Source organism: Pseudomonas sp. PA-1-3F (assembly GCF_021609665.1).
Classification (GTDB): domain Bacteria; phylum Pseudomonadota; class Gammaproteobacteria; order Pseudomonadales; family Pseudomonadaceae; genus Aquipseudomonas; species Aquipseudomonas paracarnis.
Genome location: NZ_WJZD01000047.1, coordinates 1 through 17,704 on the forward strand (window position 1 = coordinate 1; position 17,704 = coordinate 17,704).

Genomic DNA, 17,704 nt, shown 5'->3' on the forward strand with positions numbered 1-17,704 from the left:
GTGGAGGCGGGCGCCCATGGGGCAGGGGCTTATCAGATTGATGGGCAGATGGTGGATGCGCCGGTGTTGCTGCGCGCGCAACGGCTGCTCACTGCCAGCTCTGACTGACGGAACCTGGAGCCAAATGTGGGAGCTGGCTTGCCTGCGATAGCGGCAGAACAGTCAATGTCTGTGTTGCCTGACACACCGCTATCGCAGGCAAGCCAGCTCCCACACTGGACGCGTTCGGCCAGGCCGAACGCAGGTATCTAAAATTCGAAATTCACGACACGCGTAACATCAGGCACCTTGCCTTAAACACAACAATAAGAAGGTGATTCCCATGCTCAAGCTTTCCCGGGCGCTGCTGTGCGCCGCCACCTTGTTTACCGCTGGCCTGGCCCAGGCGGCAGACCCGATTGTGATCAAGTTCGCCCACGTGGTGGCCGAAAACACCCCCAAAGGCCAGGGCGCGCTGATGTTCAAAAAACTTGCTGAAGAGCGCCTGCCCGGCAAGGTCAAGGTCGAGGTGTACCCGAACTCGTCGCTGTTTGGCGATGGCAAGGAAATGGAAGCATTGCTGCTGGGTGATGTGCAGATGCTGGCGCCGTCCCTGGCCAAATTCGAGCACTACACCAAGCAAGTGCAGATCTACGACTTGCCGTTCCTGTTCAACGACCTGGCCGCCGTCGACCGTTTCCAGGCGGCCCAGGGCAAGCAACTGCTGACCTCGATGCAGGATAAAAACATCCTCGGCCTGGCCTATTGGCACAACGGCCTCAAACAACTCTCTGCCAACAAGGCCCTGCATGAACCCAAGGACGCCCGTGGTCTGAAGTTCCGCGTGCAAGCTTCCAGTGTGCTCGAAGAACAGTTCAAGGCGATCCGCGCCAACCCGCGCAAAATGAGCTTTGCCGAGGTTTACCAGGGCCTGCAGACCGGTACCGTGAATGGCACCGAGAACACTTGGTCGAACTATGAAAGCCAGAAGGTCAATGAAGTGCAGAAGTACTTCACCGAGTCCAACCATGGCCTGATCGACTACATGGTGATCACCAACGCGAAGTTCTGGAATGGCCTGGCGCCGGATGTGCGCAGCACCCTGGAACAGATCATGGCCGAGGTCACCGTGGAGGTGAACAAGCAGGCCGAAGCGCTGAACCAGTCGGCCAAGCAGAAGATCATCGACGCCAAGACCAGCGAAATCATCGAACTGACCCCCGAGCAACGTGCGCTGTGGCGCGAAGCCATGCGCCCGGTGTGGCAGAAGTTCGAAAGCGAGATTGGGGCCGGCCTGATCAAGGCGGCGGACCAGTCCAACCAGTAATTCCCTGCGGGAGCGGGCTTGCCCGCGACTGATCGTTCCCACGCTCCGCGTGGTAATGCATCCCGTGACGCTCCGCGTCGCCTTACGCACGGCGTGATACAGGACGTGGAACGTCCGGGGCGGCATTACCACGCGGAGTGTGGGAACGATCTAGCAGGTTGACCTGGCTTTTTACCTATCTCTGCCTCGCGAGGTTTTGCCATGCAAACGCTAAGGCGCGTCTGGGAGCACCTGGAGGAAGGCTTTATTGCTTTCCTGCTGGCCGCCATGACCCTGGTGACGTTCGTCTACGTCATGCTCAACAACGTCTACACCCTGTTCTTTACCCTGGCCGACAAATGGGCCTGGAGCAGCCCCTTCTTCAATGCCCTGGGCGACGGCAGCATGACGTGGGCCCAAGAGATGACCTGGAGTGTGGCGCTGACCAAGGCCATGTTCGGCTGGTTGATTTTCTTCGGCATTTCCTACGGCGTGCGCACTGCTGGCCACCTGGGTGTGGACGCGCTGGTGCGGCTGACCCGGCGCCCGGTGCAGCGTCTGCTCGGCATGCTCGCCTGCCTGTGCTGCCTGGCCTATGCCGGGCTGTTCATGGTGGCCAGCTACAAGTGGGTAAGTGCGGTGATGACCGCGCATATCGGCGCCGAAGACCTCGACCAGTTCGGCATCGATGTCGGCGACATCGTGGTGATCGTGCCCATTGGCTTTGCGTTGGTATTGATCCGCTACCTGGAAATTTTCTACCGCATCTTTACCCACCGCCAGGTCGGGTTGGGGTTGGCCGATGAGGCCGGTGAGGCCAGCAAGTTGGCCGGCAGTCATGAGGAGCGTCACTGATGGCCGTGCTCTGTCTGTTTTTGCTGTTGTTCGTGTTCATGTTCCTGGGCGTGCCGATTGCGATTGCCCTGGGGCTGTCCGGTGCGGTGTCGATCCTGATGTTCAGCCAGGACTCGGTGAGTTCCCTGGCGATCAAGCTGTTTGAAACCAGCGATGCCTACACCTTCCTGGCGATTCCGTTTTTCCTGTTGTCCGGTGCCTTCATGACCACCGGCGGCGTGGCCCAGCGGCTGATCGACTTTGCCAACGCCTGTGTCGGGCATATCCGCGGTGGCCTGGCGATTGCGGCGGTGCTGGCGTGCATGCTGTTTGCAGCGCTGTCCGGGTCGTCACCGGCCACGGTGGCAGCGGTGGGTTCGATTGCCGTGGCGGGCATGGTGCGCTCCGGTTATCCGAAGGAATTTGGTGCGGGCATCATCTGCAATGCCGGGACCTTGGGCATTCTGATCCCGCCGTCGATCGTGATGGTGGTGTATTCGGCGGCGACCGAAACCTCGGTGGGCAAGTTGTTCATGGCCGGGGTGATTCCGGGCTTGCTGCTGGGCCTGATGTTGATGGTCGCGATCTACATCGTCGCCCGCATCAAGAAGCTACCGGCCCAACCCCGGGCAACATTCCGTGAGTGGCTGAGCTGTGCACGCCGAGCGTTCTGGGGCCTGTTGCTACTGGTGATCATCCTCGGCGGCATTTACAGCGGCATGTTCACCCCGACCGAAGCGGCAGCAGTGGCGGCGGTGTATTCAGCATTTGTCGCGCTGTTCGTGTACAAGGACATGAAGCTGCGCGACTGCCCCAAGGTGCTGCTGGAGTCGGGGCGCTTGTCGATCATGCTGATGTTCATCATCGCCAACGCCATGCTGTTTGCCCACGTGCTGACCACCGAACAGATCCCCCAGCAAATCACCGCGTGGGTGATCTCCGAAGGGCTGACGCCGATTGGCTTTTTGATCATGGTCAACGTGGTGCTGCTGATTGCCGGCAGCTTTATGGAGCCTTCGGCCATTGTGCTGATCCTGGCGCCGATCTTTTTTCCGATTGCGATGAAGCTGGGCATTGACCCGATTCACCTGGGGATTGTGATGGTGGTGAACATGGAAATCGGCCTGGTGCACCCGCCGGTGGGGCTGAACCTGTTCGTGACTTCGGCGGTGACCGGGCTGACATTGGGGCAGACTATTCGCGCGGCGATGCCGTGGCTGATGATTTTGCTGGTGTTCCTGATCATGGTGACTTACTTGCCGTTCATTTCCCTGGCGCTGCCGCAGTGGCTCGGAATGTAGGGTGGGAGGGGGCTTGCCCCGATGGCGGTGGGTCAGACACTCCCTCATCGGGGCATAGCTATCTACACAACTCAGGGACGACGCAGGCCCTGTGGCGAGGGAGCTTGCTCCCATGACTACCCGACGGCGGACGCTGATCTAACTGACGCGCCGCGATCCAAATGTGGGAGCTGGCTTGCCTGCGATGGCGGCCTTATTGGTCCATCGCACTCAAGATCGCGTGCGCTACTTTCACCCGTTCGGCATTCGGGTAGTTCCGGTTCGCCAGAATCACCACCCCCATGTCCTTGCTTGGCACGTACGCCACGTACGCACCAAAGCCGCCAGTGGACCCGGTTTTGTTGTACAGCACGTTGGCCGGCTCGGCCTGGGCGGGTGTCAACCAGGTGACCTTGTGCGGCTCCATCGCCATCGGTGTGGAGTTGCCGTCCAGCAACGCTTGCAGGCTGATGGGGTAGGGGTAGCGTTCCCAGCCCAGGCCCTGGGTCATGCCGTTGACGGTGTAGTAGCCGGCGTGAGTGGTGGCAATGGCCTGTTGCACCGGTTGTTCCAGGGTTTGCGGGTGCATGTTCGCGATCACGTAGCGGGCCAGGTCTTGGCTGCTGCTCTTGATGCCGTAGGCTTCGAAGTCCAGGGCGCCGGGGTTGACGCGTACCGGTTTCTGCTGGCTGTCATAGCCCTGGGCGTATTGGCCGGCCTTGTCGGCGGGGACGCGAGTATAGGTATTGGTCAAGCCCAGCTTGGGCAGCAGGGTTTTTTCCATGGCGACGGTGAACGGCTGGCCCAGGCTTTTTGCGGTCACGTAACCGAACAGGCCAATGCTGGGGTTGGAGTAAAGGCGTTGTTCTCCCGGCGTATAAGTGGGTTTCCAATGCTGGAAATAATCCATCATGGTGGTTGCACTGTCGGCGGCATCCGGGAACTGCAGCGGCAGGCCGCCGGGGGTATAGGTGGCCAGTTGCAACAGGCTGATGCGATCGAACGCGCTGCCAGCCAGGACGGGCAGATGTTGGCTGGTCCTGTCCGACAGCTTGAGCTTGCCGACGACCTGGGCATACCCGCCGAGGGTGGCGTTGAAGGTTTTGCTCACTGAGCCGATTTCGAACAGGGTGTTTTCGGTGACGGGTGCCTGGGTGTCTTTGGCGGCGACGCCGTAGTTAAAGTATTGCACCTTGCCGTGTTGGACGACCGCGACCGTCAGGCCCGGGATGCCTTGCTGTTTCATCAGAGGGGTGACGTGGCTGTCCACGACCTGGCGCATATCGGTGGCGGCCATGCAGCTGCCGGCGCCGAGCAACAAAGCTGAAACCGCATATTTTTTCAGGGTGTGTTTCATGGTTCGCTTCCATGTAAATAAGGCAATGACGATCGGAGCCTGCGCAGGCGTGGCAAATGTAGGTGGATTTCCGGGTGTCGGCAAACGATGATATCTCGCACCTGCCATTAGAAAAGTTTGGGTCAAGCCATGTTGCGTTCCCACCTGCCGCTCAATGCGTTGCGCGCTTTCGAAGCGTCGGCGCGCCATTTGAGCTTTACCCGTGCGGCCATTGAGCTGTGCGTGACCCAGGCGGCGGTCAGTCATCAGGTCAAAAGTCTCGAAGCGCAACTCAACGTCACGCTGTTCAAGCGCCTGCCACGGGGCTTGATGCTCACCAGCGAAGGCGAATCCCTGCTGCCCGTGCTGCGTGACGCCTTCGACCGAATTGCCCTGACCTTGGATCAGTTTGAAGGCGGGCATTACCGTGAAGTCCTGACGGTGGGGGCGGTCGGTACCTTTGCGGTGGGCTGGTTGTTGCCACGCCTGGCGGATTTTCACAGCCGCTACCCGTTGATCGACTTGCGCTTGTCCACCCACAACAACCGCGTGGATGTCGCTGCCGAGGGCCTGGATTATGCCATCCGCTTTGGCGCCGGCGCGTGGCACGGCACCGACGCCTGCCCCTTGCTTGAGGCACCGCTGACGGTGTTGTGCGTGCCGCAGATTGCCGAACAACTGCACAGCCCGGCTGACGTGCTGAAGCACACCTTGCTGCGTTCCTACCGTGCCGATGAGTGGAACCTGTGGTTCCAGGCCGCTGGTTTGCCCAGCGATACACGGATGCCGCGCAGCGTGGTGTTCGACTCTTCGCTGGCGATGATGGAGGCCGCGCTGCAAGGGACTGGCGTAGCACTGGCGCCAGCCCTGATGTTTTCACGGCAATTGGAGAACGATGTGATCCGCCAGCCGTTCGAGGTGGGGATCACCACCGGCAGCTATTGGTTGACGCGCTTGCAGTCGCGGGCTGAGACACCCGCGATGTTGGCGTTCAAAGTGTGGTTGCAGGCGAGTGTTGCCTGAGGTGACGCTGATCAGTCTAGCGAACGCAATGCCCACAGCAACGAAGATCAAAGGTGGGAGCTGGCTTGCCTGCGATAGCGGTCGTGCAGTAACAGGTGCAGCGACTGACATACCGCATTCGCGGGCAAGCCCGCTCCCACAGTCAGCGCTTGGCTAGGCGAGGTATTGGCGGAACCATCCCAGGGTGCGTTCCCAGGCAAGGTTCGCCGCTGCTTCGTCATAGCGCGGTGTCGAATCATTATGGAAACCGTGATTGGCGCCCTTGTAGATAAACGCCTCATACCTCGTCCCCGCGGCCTTCAATGCCTGCTCATACGCCGGCCAGCCTTCATTGATGCGTGTATCCAGCTCACCGAAATGCAACATGATCGGCGCCTTGATGCGCGGCACGTCCTTGGCATCGGGTTGGCGCCCGTAGAACGACACTGCCGCGCCCAGTTCCGGGTAGGCCACCGCCGCTGCATTGGTCACGCCACCGCCGTAACAGAACCCGGTGATGCCGACTTTGCCCGTGCTGCTGTCGTGCTGCATCAGCCACTCGATGGCGGCGAAGAAGTCGTTCATCAGTTTGGTCGGGTCGACGGTCTGCTGCAGGGCGACGCCTTTTTCATCATTGCCAGGGTAGCCGCCCACCGAGGTCAGGCCGTCCGGGGCCAGGGCGATAAAGCCGGCCTTGGCCAGGCGTCGGGCGACGTCTTCGATATAGGGGTTCAGGCCCCGGTTTTCATGCACCACCACCACGGCGGGCAGCTTGCCTGCCGCCTTGGCTGGGCGCACCAGATAGCCGCGCACGGTGCCGTTGCCTTTGGGCGAGGGGTAGGTGATGTAGTCGGCGACGATATCCGGGTCGGTGAATTTCACCTGCTCGGCCAAGGCGTAATTGGGGCTCAGGGCCGCGAGCAATGCCGAAGCGGTGAGGCCACCGAGGGTGAACAGCGCGGCGCGGTCGAGAAATTCGCGGCGGTTGATCTTGCCGTGGGCATAGCCGTCGTAGAGTTCCAGCAGTTCGGGAGCAAAGTCTTTCGCGGTCAGACGAGTCATCGGTGCAGTCCTCGATTAGCGGTTGCCGTCACTGTAGACCAGGATCAAACCTCGCGGCCATGGGCGGCGGCGGCCAGTTGCCCGGTGTCGACGCGCACGAACACCGAGTCGCCGACGGCGGTGAGCACGCTGCCTGCATACACTTCGCAGACCACCCGGCTTTTGCGGCCGATTTCGCCTTCGACCCGCGCCCGCAGGACCAGGGGCACGCCCATGGGCGTGGGCTTGATGAATTTGATCCCCAGGTTGCCGGTGACGCAGTCGATGCGCGGCAGGCTGCCGGGTTCACGCTGTTCGGCGCGGTAGTGGTAGGCCATGGCGGTCCAGTTGGAATGGCAGTCCACCAGCATGGCGATCAGGCCACCGTAGACCAGGTCTGGCCAGCCGCTGTATTTGGCCTCGGGTTGATGCTCGGCAATGACGTGCACGCCATCGTCATCCCAGCGGCTCTTGATGTGCAGGCCATGAGGGTTGCTGCTGCCGCAGCCGTAGCAGATGCCTTCCGGCGCCGTGGTGTCCTGGAGAGAAGCGCTGTGCATGCAGAGTCCTTGTTGTTGTTTGGGCGACGCTTCTATTTAGCAGGCCAGGGGTTAGCGAGCAAACTTCTTCGCCCCGGCCACGCAGCCGATCACCGCCACCGTCACCAGCACCATGCCCAGGCTGACCTGTTCATGCAGCAAACCCGCTGCCAGCGCCAGGCCGAAGAACGGTTGCAGCAGCTGCAACTGGCCGACCGCGGCAATCCCGCCCTGGGCCAGGCCGCGGTACCAGAATACAAAGCCGATCAACATGCTGAACACCGCCACGTAGCCCAGGCTCAACCATGCCGGCAAGCTGATACCGCTGAGGGTGGACGGCGCCAACAACAGGCTCAAGGGCGCCACCACCGGCAGCGACACCACCAGCGCCCAGCAGATCACCTGCCAGCCGCCCAGGCTGCGCGACAGCTTGGCGCCTTCGGCATACCCCAGGCCGCATGCCAGCACGGCCAACAGCATCAACACATCGCCTGCGGGTGCGGCGCTCAAGCCTTGGGCAACGGCATATCCCATCACCAACAGGCTGCCCAGGATCGAAAACAACCAGAACACCGGCCTCGGCCGTTCACCGCCGCGCAGCACACCGAACACCGCCGTAGCCAGTGGCAGCAGGCCGATAAAGACGATGGAGTGGGCCGAGGTCACGTACTGCAGGGCCAGGGCCGTCAGCAGTGGAAAGCCGATCACCACGCCAAGCGCGACGATAACCAGCGGTGCCCATTGCTGGCGCGTGGGGCGTTTTTCCTTGAATACCCCCAATAGGCACAACCCTAGTAGCGCCGCGAGAGTGGCGCGGATCATGGTCAGGAACACCGGATCGAATTCCATGACCGCCAGGCGCGTGGCTGGCAGCGAGCCGCTGAAAATCACCACACCGATAAAACCGTTGATCCAACCCTGGGTGCTGCTGTCCAGAGTGCCGAGAGGAGAAGTGCGTTCCATGGGGGACCTGTCCGAAAATGGCAGTTGCGTGCTGGGCATCCTAGGATTGAAGATTAAGACAATCAAAAAATTGTCATGGATACAGCCCTATGCCCCGTGCTCGCTACAAGACGCTGGTCGATACCTTCGCCGAGGCCATCCGCAGCGGCCAATTGCAGCCCGGCACGCGGTTGCCTACCCATCGCCAATTGGCCGCCGAGCATGGCCTGGCACTGGTCACCGCCAGCCGGGTGTACAGCGAGCTGGAAGCCATGGGCCTGGTCAGTGGCGAAACCGGGCGCGGCACTTTCGTGCGTGAGATTGCCTTGCCACCGGGGCAGGGCAGTGGGCAGATGACGGTTGCGGCGGGTTTGCTTGACCTGAATTTCAACTACCCGTCGTTGCCGGGCCAGGCCGAGTTGCTGCGCACGGCGTTGCGCCAACTCGCCCTGTCTGGCGACCTGGAGGCGTTGCTGCGTTACCAGCCCCATGCCGGACGTGTGCACGAGCGCGCCGCCGTGGCCCGGCACTTGTTGAACCGAGGGTTGACGGTGCAAGCCGAGCAGGTGCTGGTGGTCAGCGGCGCCCAGCATGGCCTGGCGGTGAGCATGATGACCTTGCTCAAGCCTGGGGATGTGGTCGCGGTGGATGCACTGACCTATTCGGGGTTCAAGGTGCTGGCCGAAACCCTGCACCTGGAACTGGTCGCCATCCCAGTCACGGCCAACGGCCCTGATCTTGACCACCTGCACAGCCTGTGTCGCCAGCGCCCGGTGCGAGCGGTGTACAGCATGCCGACCCTGCATAACCCGCTGGGCTGGGTGATGAGCCTGGCGCAGCGCGAGCGCTTGGTGGCAATCGCCCGGCAGCACAACCTGATGATCATCGAGGATAGCGCCTATGCGTTTCTCGCCGAAGAAGCACCGCCGCCCTTGGCGACCCTCGCACCGGAGCGCACGGTGTACATCGGCGGGCTGTCCAAGAGTGTCGCCACCGGTTTACGCGTGGGCTTTATCGCTGCGCCTATGGCTTGGGTAAGCGGCTTGGAACGCACGATCATGGCCACCACCTGGAACGTGCCGGGGGTGATGAGCGCGATTGCGGTGGGCTGGCTCGAAGACGGCACGGTGGCGCAACTGGAGGCGCAAAAGCGTGCGGATGCCCAGGCTCGTCAAGCGTTGGCAGCACAGGTGCTGAGGGGCGTGAAGACCATCAGTCACCCGTCCTCCTACTTTCTGTGGCTACCGTTGGCGGAAGACGCCCGCGCCGATCAGGTCGCCATGACGTTGCAGCGCGCAGGCATCTCGGTTTCAACCGCCGAACCGTTCGCGGTCTCGGCCCAGGTGCCCCACGCGCTGCGCCTGGCCCTGGGTTCGGTGCCCATGGCGGCATTGCGTGAGGCGCTGGCGAAGGTGCGCAAGGTGGTGGCGTGGTGAGGTTTGCTCAGTACTTGTAAGCCTGGCGCCCAATCAGCAGCCATTGGCCGTGCTGTTTTTGCCAAACCTGAAAGTTGTCGATATCGGTTGGTGTGTCCACACCGCTGTTCACCGCCAGGGCATGGAAGTGGTTGCGCACCAGGGCGGTATCGCCGTTGAGGGTGATGGTCTGGTTTTGCATCTCCAAGGTTTTGAATGCGCTGGTATGGGTTTCCAGGTCGGCAATGAATTGCGCCTTGTTTTGCACCTTGCCGCTGGAGTGGCCGTAGGTGAGCTTGTCGGACGTCAGTGCATGAAGCTGCTTGAGGTCCAGATGCAGCATGGCTTGGGTCAATTGATCGACTGCCTGGGCTACATCCCTCTCGGCGGCGCCGGGCGCGGCGGCGACGTAGCCGGAGAAGAGGCACAGAAATCCGATCAGCACTTTGAAGTTGGACATGGGTGTTTCCTTATTGTTGTTAAGAAATACGACGAGGTATGTCGTCGTACAACCATGCAATATTCTCAAGGCGGAAGGAAAGTGAAATTTTGCAGGAGCTTGAGGTGAGTAGGCGCTAGAGTGTTCATCACATCCGCGCAGCCGAGGTACATCATGGATTTTGACTGGCACAGCGACGTCATCACCCGCGCTACACCCGTCACCCCTAGCTATAAAAACACCCAGAACGTGCGCCGCTTTATGCTTGAGCAGTGTGGCCCGGCGTTCAAGTTCAACCGTCCATTCATGGCGTGGATTCGTAACGGCGCACCCAAGACTTTGGGGGATGTGGTGGAGGAGTGGCAGCGTCGCAACGAGGTGCTTCGGTCCTCGCACCACGGTGTTTGAACTGAAATATGAACAAAAAGTGTGGGAGCGGGCTTGCTGTGGCGAGGGAGCTTGCTCCCGCTCGACAGCGCAGCTGGAGCCGGCTTTTTGGGGGCGCTACGCACCCCAGCGCAAGCAAGCTTGCTCGCCACAGCAAGCCCGCATTTGAGTGAGGAGCCCAGCTAGATAGCCGCCAGCGGTGGCGTACGCGGCGGGATCATCCGTTTGCTGCCGGTGGCTTCGAACGCCGAGGCAAAGCGCAACAGCGCCGAATCGTCATAGGCACGCCCGGCGAAGGTCAGCCCCACCGGCATGCCGATGTCTGCCATCACCCCCATCGGCACGGTGACGGTGGGCACGCCCAGGTGGCGGATGGCGAGGTTGCCGTTGGCCACCCACACGCCGTTGCTCCAGGCAATGTCGGCAGACGCTTCGTTCACATCGGCATCCGCCGGGCCTACGTCGGCCACGGTGGGGAACAGCACGGCGTCCAGCCCGAGGGTGTCCATCCAGTCTTCCAGGTCCAGGCGCCGGGTTTGCTCCAGGCCGCGCAGGCCATCGGGCACGGTGCTGATCTGGTCCCATGGCGTGATGCCGCGTTGGGCCATGCGCACGTATTCGTCCATGCCGGCGGCCAGGTCGTCTTCACGGTTGGGCAGGGTGCCGGGGTCGTGGGGGAAGATGTTCGGCCCGTCCACATCGGCCAGGCGGTTCAGGTGCGGGTCGCCGTTGGCACGCAGGAAATCATCGAAGGCCCATGCAGACAGCTCCCACAGCTCGTCGTGGAGGAACTCTTTAGAGACCAGGCCACGGGTAAACACCGTCGGCGCGCCGGGGCGGTCGCCTTCGCAGTTGGACACCAGCGGGAAATCCACTTCGATCACTTCGGCACCCGCCGCTTCCAATGCCTGGCGCGCGGCTTGCCACAGTTCGATCACCGTGGCGCGGGTGTGGATCTTTTGTCCGGTCGGGCCGCCGATACCGGGTTTTTCGCTGGTGCCAGCATCCGGGTCGGCGTTGATGTACATGCGCGGCACGCCAAAGCGCTTGCCGGCCAGGTTTTCGCTGTCGACTGCCAGCGCCGCGTAGGACACCGGGCGCACCGAGGTGACGCTGGGGATCGGCACCCAGGGTTGCAGGCGCCACAGGTCACCACGTGTGTCCGGGTCTTCGGCCACCACGACGTCGAGCACTTCCAGCAGGTCGGCCATGGTGCGTGCATAAGGCACCACCACGTCCATGGTCGGGGTCAGTGGCCAGTTGCCGCGCACCGAAATCACGCCACGGGACGGGGTGTAGGCACACAAGCCATTATTGGAGGCCGGGCCGCGACCGCTGGACCAGGTTTCTTCAGCCAGCCCGAACGCGGCAAAGCTGGCGGCGGTGGCGGTACCAGCGCCGTTGGAGGAACCCGACGCAAACGGCGCGGTGAGGTAGTCGGCGTTGTAGGGGCTTTCGGCGCGACCGTACACGCCACGCTGCATACCGCCATTGGCCATCGGCGGCATGTTGGTCTTGCCCAGGCAGATAGCGCCACCGGCACGCAGACGCTCAATGGTGAAGGCATCGCGCTGGGCCACCAGCTTGGCAAACGCCGGGCTGCCGGATGCAGCCGTCAAGCCCTTGACCAGGTAACTGTCCTTGGCCGTGTAGGGGATACCATCCAGCGGCCCCAGGGTTTGCCCCTTGGCGCGGCGCGCATCGGACGCCTGGGCTTCTTTGAGCGCATCGGGGTTGCGTACCACCACGGCGTTCAGCGCAGTGGCCGTCTGCGGGCCATCGTAGGCATCGATCCGCGCCAGGTACGCCTGCACCAGTTCGACCGCCGTGGTCTGGCCGGCTTCAAGCGCAGCGCGCAATTGGGCAATAGAGACTTCAGTAACTTGCATCACGTTTTTTTCGCCGCCTTCAAGTGGGGGTATGGCGGCAGTCTACGTACAGATATTTCACAAAACCAGCGCGGCATACTTCGTGTAGGCGGCGGGAACGACATCACCAAGCAAGGCGTCAGCAACATTGCGAGCGGCAGCCTCTTGTCGCTAAGGTGGCCGCGCTGATTAACGTTGCACTTCAAGGAAGAGACCATGCACAGACCTTATATCGCCCTGGCTGCCTTGCTCGGGTTTACCCTCTATACGGTGGCGACCATGCTCACGGCCGAGCAGTCACTGCTGGCATTTGGATGGGAACTGATGTCCCGGCCCGATACGGCGCAGGTGGTGATTGACCTGTATCTGATGGCGGTGCTGGCGTGTGTGTGGATGTACCGGGATGCGCGTAGGCGAGGGCGGTCGATGGTCTCAGTGCTGCCGTATTTTTTACTGACGGCAGTGTTTGTGTCGGTAGGGCCTTTGCTCTATATCGTGGTTAATGGATTTTCTCGCCGGGCCATGAAGTGAGGCTTGTTGCTCCCGTGACGACCTGCCAGCGACGCTGATCTGACTGACACACGACGATCCAAAGTGGGAGCTGGCTTGCTCGCGAAGGCGGCCTGGCAGTCAACACAGTTGGATTGTGGACATATCCGTAGCAGATCAAGAGCGGCTCGCTTCGCATCGTGGTTACCGTTGAGCGCTAAGGAGTTGTGTCGATACCTATGGTCATCGCAGGCAAGCCACCCACCTCTGGATCGTGGGGGGGGCAGGTAGATAGGCTTCGGCTGGCAGGCCGTCACGGGAGCAAGCTCCCTCGCCACAGGTCCCGCGTCGCCCCAAAGTTGTAGATAACTACGGCTATGGGGCGACGCAACCGATCAAACGCCTTTGGTCGACGGCAACAGTACCGTGAGGATGCCCACCAGCGGCAGGAACGAGCACAGCTTGTACACGTATTCGATGCCGTGATGGTCAGCGAGCATCCCGAGCAGCGCCGCGCCGATCCCGCTGAAGCCGAACATCAGGCCGAAGAATATCCCGGCGATCATGCCCACATTGCCCGGCACCAATTCCTGGGCAAACACCACGATGGCCGAGAACGCCGAGGCGATGATAAAGCCGATGACCACGCTGAGTACGGCGGTCCAGAACAGGTCGACGTAGGGCAGGGCCAGGGTGAACGGTGCGGCGCCGAGGATCGAGAACCAGATGACTTTCTTGCGGCCGATCTTGTCGCCGATCGGGCCACCGGCAAAGGTGCCCACGGCCACGGCGCCGAGGAACAGGAACAGGTACATCTGCGAGCTGGCCACCGACAGCTGGAATTTCTCGATCAGGTAGAACGTGAAGTAACTGGTCAGGCTGGTCATGTACCAGTATTTGGAAAACACCAGCACAGCCAATACCACCAGGGCGAAGGTCACGCGGCCTTTGGACAAACCGTGGGTTGCCTGGCTGCCTTGCTTGAGCTTGAACAGGTTGAGGTGGTGGCGGTACCAGCGGCTCAAACCGTACAGCACCAGGATGGCGAACACCGCAAACAGGCCGAACCAGGCAATGTGGTTTTGGCCGTAGGGAATGATGATCGCCGCCGCCAGCAACGGGCCGAAAGCGCTGCCGGTGTTGCCGCCGACCTGGAAGGTCGATTGCGCCAGGCCGTAGCGCCCACCGGAAGCCAGGCGTGCGACGCGGGAGGTTTCCGGGTGGAAGGTCGATGAGCCCACACCCACCAGCGCCGCCGCGAGCAATATCGCCGGGAAGTTGCCGACAAAGGCCAGCATCAGGATGCCGATCAAGGTGCACACCATGCCCGCTGGTAATAACCAGGGTTTGGGGTGGCGGTCGGTGTGGTAGCCGATCCACGGTTGCAGCAGCGAGGCGGTCAACTGGAAGGTCAGGGTGATCAGGCCGACCTGGGTGAAGCTCAGGCCGTAGTTGGCCTTGAGCATCGGGTAGATCGATGGCAGCACAGCCTGGATCAAGTCATTGATCAGGTGCGCCAGGGCACAGGCGCCCAGGACGCGCATGACTAAGGGGCTTACTTGCGGGCTGGTCGAAGGTGCGGCGGGTGACGCTGTGACTGTGGACATGCGGGCATTCCGTACAAGGCAGCTAACAGGCGTGGAGGCGGGCGGCGGTGATGTGAACCGCCACTCCATTTGGACTCGGCGTTTATGCTAGATTCGGCGCCAATGCCTGTCTCGCGCAATTCGGGCAGAAACCATCGCAAAAAGGGCGAAATGATCAAATCACTGGATAAATTTCTGCGAGAGATCGATGAGGGCGACTGGGCCGTCATCAGTTCGGCCACCGATTACCCCGAAAACTGGGTGATCCCCGAACACAGCCACAACAAGCACCAACTGCTGTACGCCATTGGCGGTGTGATGGTGGTGTACTCGGCCCTGAGGCAATGGACGGTGCCGCCCAATCGTGGCTTCTGGATGCCTTGCGGTCAAGTTCACTCACTGCGTTGCGTGGGTACGCTGAAGATGCGCAGCGTGTTCGTGCGCCCGGACAGCTTCCCCAACCTGCCGGCCGAGCCCAAGACGGTGACGGTTTCGCCGCTGCTGAGTGAACTGATCAAGGCCTCGGTGAGCTTGAAGCCGCCGTATGCGGAGGATTCACGCGACGCGCGGATCATGCACCTGATTCTTGACGAACTGGCCATTCTCCCGGCCTTGCCGCTGTCGCTGCCCCAGCCTGCCGACCCGCGCCTGAGCCCGATCTGCCTGGCGTTGCAGGATGAACCGAGTGATGCCTCCACCGTGGCCGACTGGAGTGCGCGGTTGGGATTGGACCAGACCACCATCCAGCGCCTGTTCCGCAAGGAAACCGGCATGACCTTCGGCCAATGGCGCCAGCAGGCGCGGTTGCTGCTGGCGCTGGAGCGCATTGCGGTGGGGGAGAAGATCATTGATGTGGCGTTTGAATTGGGCTACGAAAGCCCCAGCGCTTTTACCAGCATGTTCAAGAAACAGTTTGGTAAAACGCCGAGTCATTTTTTCAAGTAGCGTCGCTCGCCATGCGCGCATGAGCAGGGCGGCGGGATGCCAGGTAAGCCAGCAGCGTGGCGACTACCAGCAAGGCGGCGCTCAGCTCGAAGGTGGCCCGGTAGCCGCTCAAGTCGAATGCCACACCACCGACGGTGGCACCGGCGGCAATCGCCAACTGGATGATGGCGACCATCAACCCCCCGCCGGCCTCTGCGTCGTCGGGCAAGGTGCGTGCTAGCCATGTCCACCAGCCAACCGGTGCAGCAGTAGCCACCAGGCCCCAGCAGCCCAACAGCAGGGTGGTGACAATCGCTGAACCGCCGAACCCCACCAGCGCAAGGGCAATGCCGGCCATGATCAACGGAATGGCAATCAGCGTCGGGTACAGGTGACGCTTGAGCAAATGCTCAATCAACACCGTACCCGCCAGGCCGGCCAGGCCGAGCACCAGCAGCATCAATGAAAGGATGGACACCTCGACCCGGGTCACGCCTTCCAGGAACGGCCGCAGGTAAGTGAACAGCATGAACTGGCCCATGAAGAACAGGCTGACGGCGCACATGCCCAAGGCCACCTTGGAGTTTTTCAGCAGGCGCAGCGCATTGCCGGTGGCCGCCGTGCCGCTGTGCTTGAGCGCCGGCAAGCTCAGCCACAGCCAGGCCAGCGCAATCACGGCCACTGGCACCACGCAAAAGAATGCGCCGCGCCAGCCAATCAGGCCGCCAAGAAAGCTGCCCAGCGGCGCCGCGATCACCGTCGCCAGGGCGTTGCCACCGTTGACGATGGCCAAGGCCCTTGGCACTTGGGCGGGTTCGACCAGGCGCATTGCCGTGGCCGCCGACAGTGACCAGAAGCCGCCAATCGCCACGCCAATCAACGCGCGCCCGAGCATGAACACCGCGTAATTCGGTGCGAACGCCACCACGCTGCCAGAGACGATCATCAGCAGGGTCAGGGCCATCAGCAGGCGCTTGCGATCCATCCGCGCGGCAACCGCCGCGATCACCAGGCTGGTGAGCAAGGCAAACACCCCGGACACGGAAATGCCCTGGCCGGCCTGGCCTTCAGTGATGTGCAAGTCAGCGGCCAGCGGTGTGAGCAGGCTGACCGGCATGAACTCGGAGGCGACCAAGGCAAACGCCGCGAGCGACATCGCCAGCACCGCGCCCCAGCGTTGCGGTTGAGGGGTACCGGAACTCACTGCAAGTGGCTCTGGAAGAAGGTGGTGAGCGTGTCAAGCGGGATCAGTTCGACGCGGTCGTACAGGTCTACATGGCCGGCGTTGGGGATGATCAGCAATTGCTTGGGCTCGGCGGCGCGTTGATAGGCGTCTTCACTGAATTCACGGGAGTGCGCGTTGGCCCCGGTAATCAGCAGCAGTGGGCGCGGCGAGATCGTCTCGATATCGTTGAAGGGGTAGAAGTTCATGAACTTGACGTTACTGGTCAGCGTCGGCCGGGTGGTGGTCTGCGATGAGGCGCCTGCCGGGGTGACTTCGCCGCGGGGGGTGCGGTAGAAGTCGTAGAACTCGTCGCCGACCGGATCGCCCGTGAGGCTCTGCGGCGTGCCACCAGTGTAGAGGGTCTCGCCGCCCTGGAACTCTACATAGCGCTGGTTGGCGGCCTGGCGCAGGATCTGCTGGCGCTGTTGCAAGGTCATGCCGTGCTTGAGGCCATTGCGGTTGGCCGCGCCCATGTCGTACATGCTGACGGTGGCGATTGCCTTGAGACGCGGATCGATCTTCGCAGCACTGATCACAAAACTGCCGCTGCCACAAATGCCGATGGCACCGATGCGTTCCCGGTCGACCTGTGGGCGAGTGCCGAGAAAGTCCACGGCGGCGCTGAAGTCTTCCACGTAGAGGTCGGGCAACACCGCGTTGCGTGGTGTGCCAGCGCTCTGGCCCCAGAACGACAGGTCCAGGGACAGGGTCACGAAGCCCTGTTCAGCCATTTTGGTGGCGTAGAGGTTGGCGCTTTGCTCTTTGACGGCGCCCATCGGGTGGCCGACGACAAGGGCTGCGTGCTTTGAGCCTGGGGCAAGGTGCTTGGGCACGAACAGCGTGCCTGCGACCTGCATGCCGTATTGATTGTTGAAGGTGACAGGCTCGGCCGTCACTGTGTCGCTGCTGTAGAAGTTATCCGCACCGTTAGACATATCGGCTCCAAATGAAGAAAGAGAAGTCACCAGCAAACCCAGGGCGAGCAAGAGGCGTTTCATAGGGGGGGTCCTCGTGAAGTGTCAGCACATTTTCCGGGTGACGGCAGGGCTTCTGTAGTGCATTTGAGTGGATTACTTGCCTGATCCTCTGAGTTTCAGGGCCAGGTGACGACG

Annotated in this window: 17 protein-coding genes and 1 pseudogene; 9 read left to right on the top strand and 9 right to left on the bottom strand. The window is 61.9% G+C overall.

Annotated features, from left to right (window positions below; translation table 11 throughout):
* The 4 genes and pseudogenes from GIV26_RS24585 to dctM all read left to right on the top strand — a co-directional run.
* Positions 1–108: pseudogene (locus tag GIV26_RS24585) on the top strand (CoA ester lyase); the annotation flags it as partial.
* 214 nt (positions 109–322) lie between these two features.
* Entirely contained in the window at positions 323–1,306 is a 984-nt protein-coding gene (locus GIV26_RS24590) for a TRAP transporter substrate-binding protein (protein WP_236282566.1), read from the top strand.
* A gap of 201 nt (positions 1,307–1,507) precedes the next feature.
* Positions 1,508–2,140, top strand: coding sequence for a TRAP transporter small permease (locus GIV26_RS24595; protein WP_034125996.1), 633 nt, complete (start codon positions 1,508–1,510; stop codon positions 2,138–2,140).
* Complete coding sequence (dctM, locus tag GIV26_RS24600) at positions 2,140–3,420, top strand: C4-dicarboxylate TRAP transporter large permease protein DctM (protein ID WP_014718351.1); 1,281 nt, start codon at positions 2,140–2,142, stop codon at positions 3,418–3,420. The genes GIV26_RS24595 and dctM overlap by 1 nt, the downstream gene beginning before the upstream one ends.
* 193 nt (positions 3,421–3,613) lie before the next feature.
* On the opposite strand, the gene ampC is transcribed toward dctM, so the two are convergent.
* A complete protein-coding gene (gene ampC / locus GIV26_RS24605) occupies positions 3,614–4,756 on the bottom strand; it encodes a class C beta-lactamase (protein WP_236282568.1) in 1,143 nt (380 codons plus the stop codon).
* Between the two features lie 129 nt (positions 4,757–4,885).
* Between ampC and GIV26_RS24610 the strand changes: the two genes are divergently transcribed.
* The gene (locus tag GIV26_RS24610; RefSeq protein WP_236282570.1) at positions 4,886–5,758 is read left to right on the top strand and encodes a LysR family transcriptional regulator; all 873 of its coding nucleotides are present in this window, start codon (positions 4,886–4,888) and stop codon (positions 5,756–5,758) included.
* A 153-nt stretch (positions 5,759–5,911) separates the two neighbouring features.
* Here the strand turns inward: GIV26_RS24610 and yghX are convergent, their stop codons facing one another.
* From yghX to GIV26_RS24625, 3 genes are read right to left on the bottom strand one after another with little or no spacing between them, the layout of a single operon-like run.
* Positions 5,912–6,799, bottom strand: a complete 888-nt coding sequence (gene yghX, locus GIV26_RS24615; protein WP_105226988.1) for a YghX family hydrolase — start codon at positions 6,797–6,799, stop codon at positions 5,912–5,914.
* 44 nt (positions 6,800–6,843) lie between these two features.
* Positions 6,844–7,338, bottom strand: a complete 495-nt coding sequence (locus tag GIV26_RS24620) for a PaaI family thioesterase (RefSeq protein ID WP_054897340.1) — start codon at positions 7,336–7,338, stop codon at positions 6,844–6,846.
* 51 nt (positions 7,339–7,389) lie between these two features.
* Entirely contained in the window at positions 7,390–8,280 is an 891-nt protein-coding gene (locus GIV26_RS24625) for a DMT family transporter (protein WP_034125991.1), read from the bottom strand.
* A gap of 89 nt (positions 8,281–8,369) precedes the next feature.
* Between GIV26_RS24625 and GIV26_RS24630 the strand changes: the two genes are divergently transcribed.
* Positions 8,370–9,695: an aminotransferase-like domain-containing protein gene (locus GIV26_RS24630; protein WP_236282571.1), complete on the top strand. Its 1,326-nt coding sequence runs from the start codon at positions 8,370–8,372 to the stop codon at positions 9,693–9,695.
* 7 nt (positions 9,696–9,702) lie between these two features.
* Here GIV26_RS24630 and GIV26_RS24635 read toward each other — a convergent pair whose 3' ends face one another.
* Positions 9,703–10,134 (bottom strand): nuclear transport factor 2 family protein, encoded by a 432-nt coding sequence (locus GIV26_RS24635; RefSeq protein ID WP_034125989.1) that lies wholly within the window; start codon positions 10,132–10,134, stop codon positions 9,703–9,705.
* Between the two features lie 153 nt (positions 10,135–10,287).
* On the opposite strand from GIV26_RS24635, the gene GIV26_RS24640 reads away from it, so the two are divergent.
* Positions 10,288–10,521: a DUF6434 domain-containing protein gene (locus GIV26_RS24640; protein ID WP_003190852.1), complete on the top strand. Its 234-nt coding sequence runs from the start codon at positions 10,288–10,290 to the stop codon at positions 10,519–10,521.
* A gap of 161 nt (positions 10,522–10,682) precedes the next feature.
* Here GIV26_RS24640 and GIV26_RS24645 read toward each other — a convergent pair whose 3' ends face one another.
* Positions 10,683–12,392 (bottom strand): amidase, encoded by a 1,710-nt coding sequence (locus GIV26_RS24645; RefSeq protein WP_089041805.1) that lies wholly within the window; start codon positions 12,390–12,392, stop codon positions 10,683–10,685.
* A gap of 192 nt (positions 12,393–12,584) precedes the next feature.
* On the opposite strand from GIV26_RS24645, the gene GIV26_RS24650 reads away from it, so the two are divergent.
* Positions 12,585–12,899 (top strand): DUF2834 domain-containing protein, encoded by a 315-nt coding sequence (locus GIV26_RS24650; protein WP_034127600.1) that lies wholly within the window; start codon positions 12,585–12,587, stop codon positions 12,897–12,899.
* Positions 12,900–13,252: 353 nt separating this feature from the next.
* On the opposite strand, the gene GIV26_RS24655 is transcribed toward GIV26_RS24650, so the two are convergent.
* Positions 13,253–14,464 carry an MFS transporter gene (locus tag GIV26_RS24655; protein WP_198862046.1) on the bottom strand — a complete coding sequence of 404 codons (1,212 nt, stop codon included), beginning with the start codon at positions 14,462–14,464 and terminating at the stop codon, positions 13,253–13,255.
* A 102-nt stretch (positions 14,465–14,566) separates the two neighbouring features.
* On the opposite strand from GIV26_RS24655, the gene GIV26_RS24660 reads away from it, so the two are divergent.
* Complete coding sequence (locus GIV26_RS24660) at positions 14,567–15,388, top strand: AraC family transcriptional regulator (protein WP_014718649.1); 822 nt, start codon at positions 14,567–14,569, stop codon at positions 15,386–15,388.
* Here GIV26_RS24660 and GIV26_RS24665 read toward each other — a convergent pair.
* Both GIV26_RS24665 and GIV26_RS24670 read right to left on the bottom strand, forming a co-directional pair.
* On the bottom strand, positions 15,381–16,571 hold the full coding sequence (locus GIV26_RS24665; protein ID WP_236282573.1) for an MFS transporter: 1,191 nt from the start codon (positions 16,569–16,571) through the stop codon (positions 15,381–15,383). The two genes, GIV26_RS24660 and GIV26_RS24665, sit on opposite strands and share 8 nt — an antisense overlap.
* Complete coding sequence (locus GIV26_RS24670) at positions 16,568–17,590, bottom strand: alpha/beta hydrolase (RefSeq protein ID WP_236282575.1); 1,023 nt, start codon at positions 17,588–17,590, stop codon at positions 16,568–16,570. Before GIV26_RS24670 ends, GIV26_RS24665 begins: the two co-directional genes overlap by 4 nt.
* Positions 17,591–17,704 lie beyond the last annotated feature (114 nt).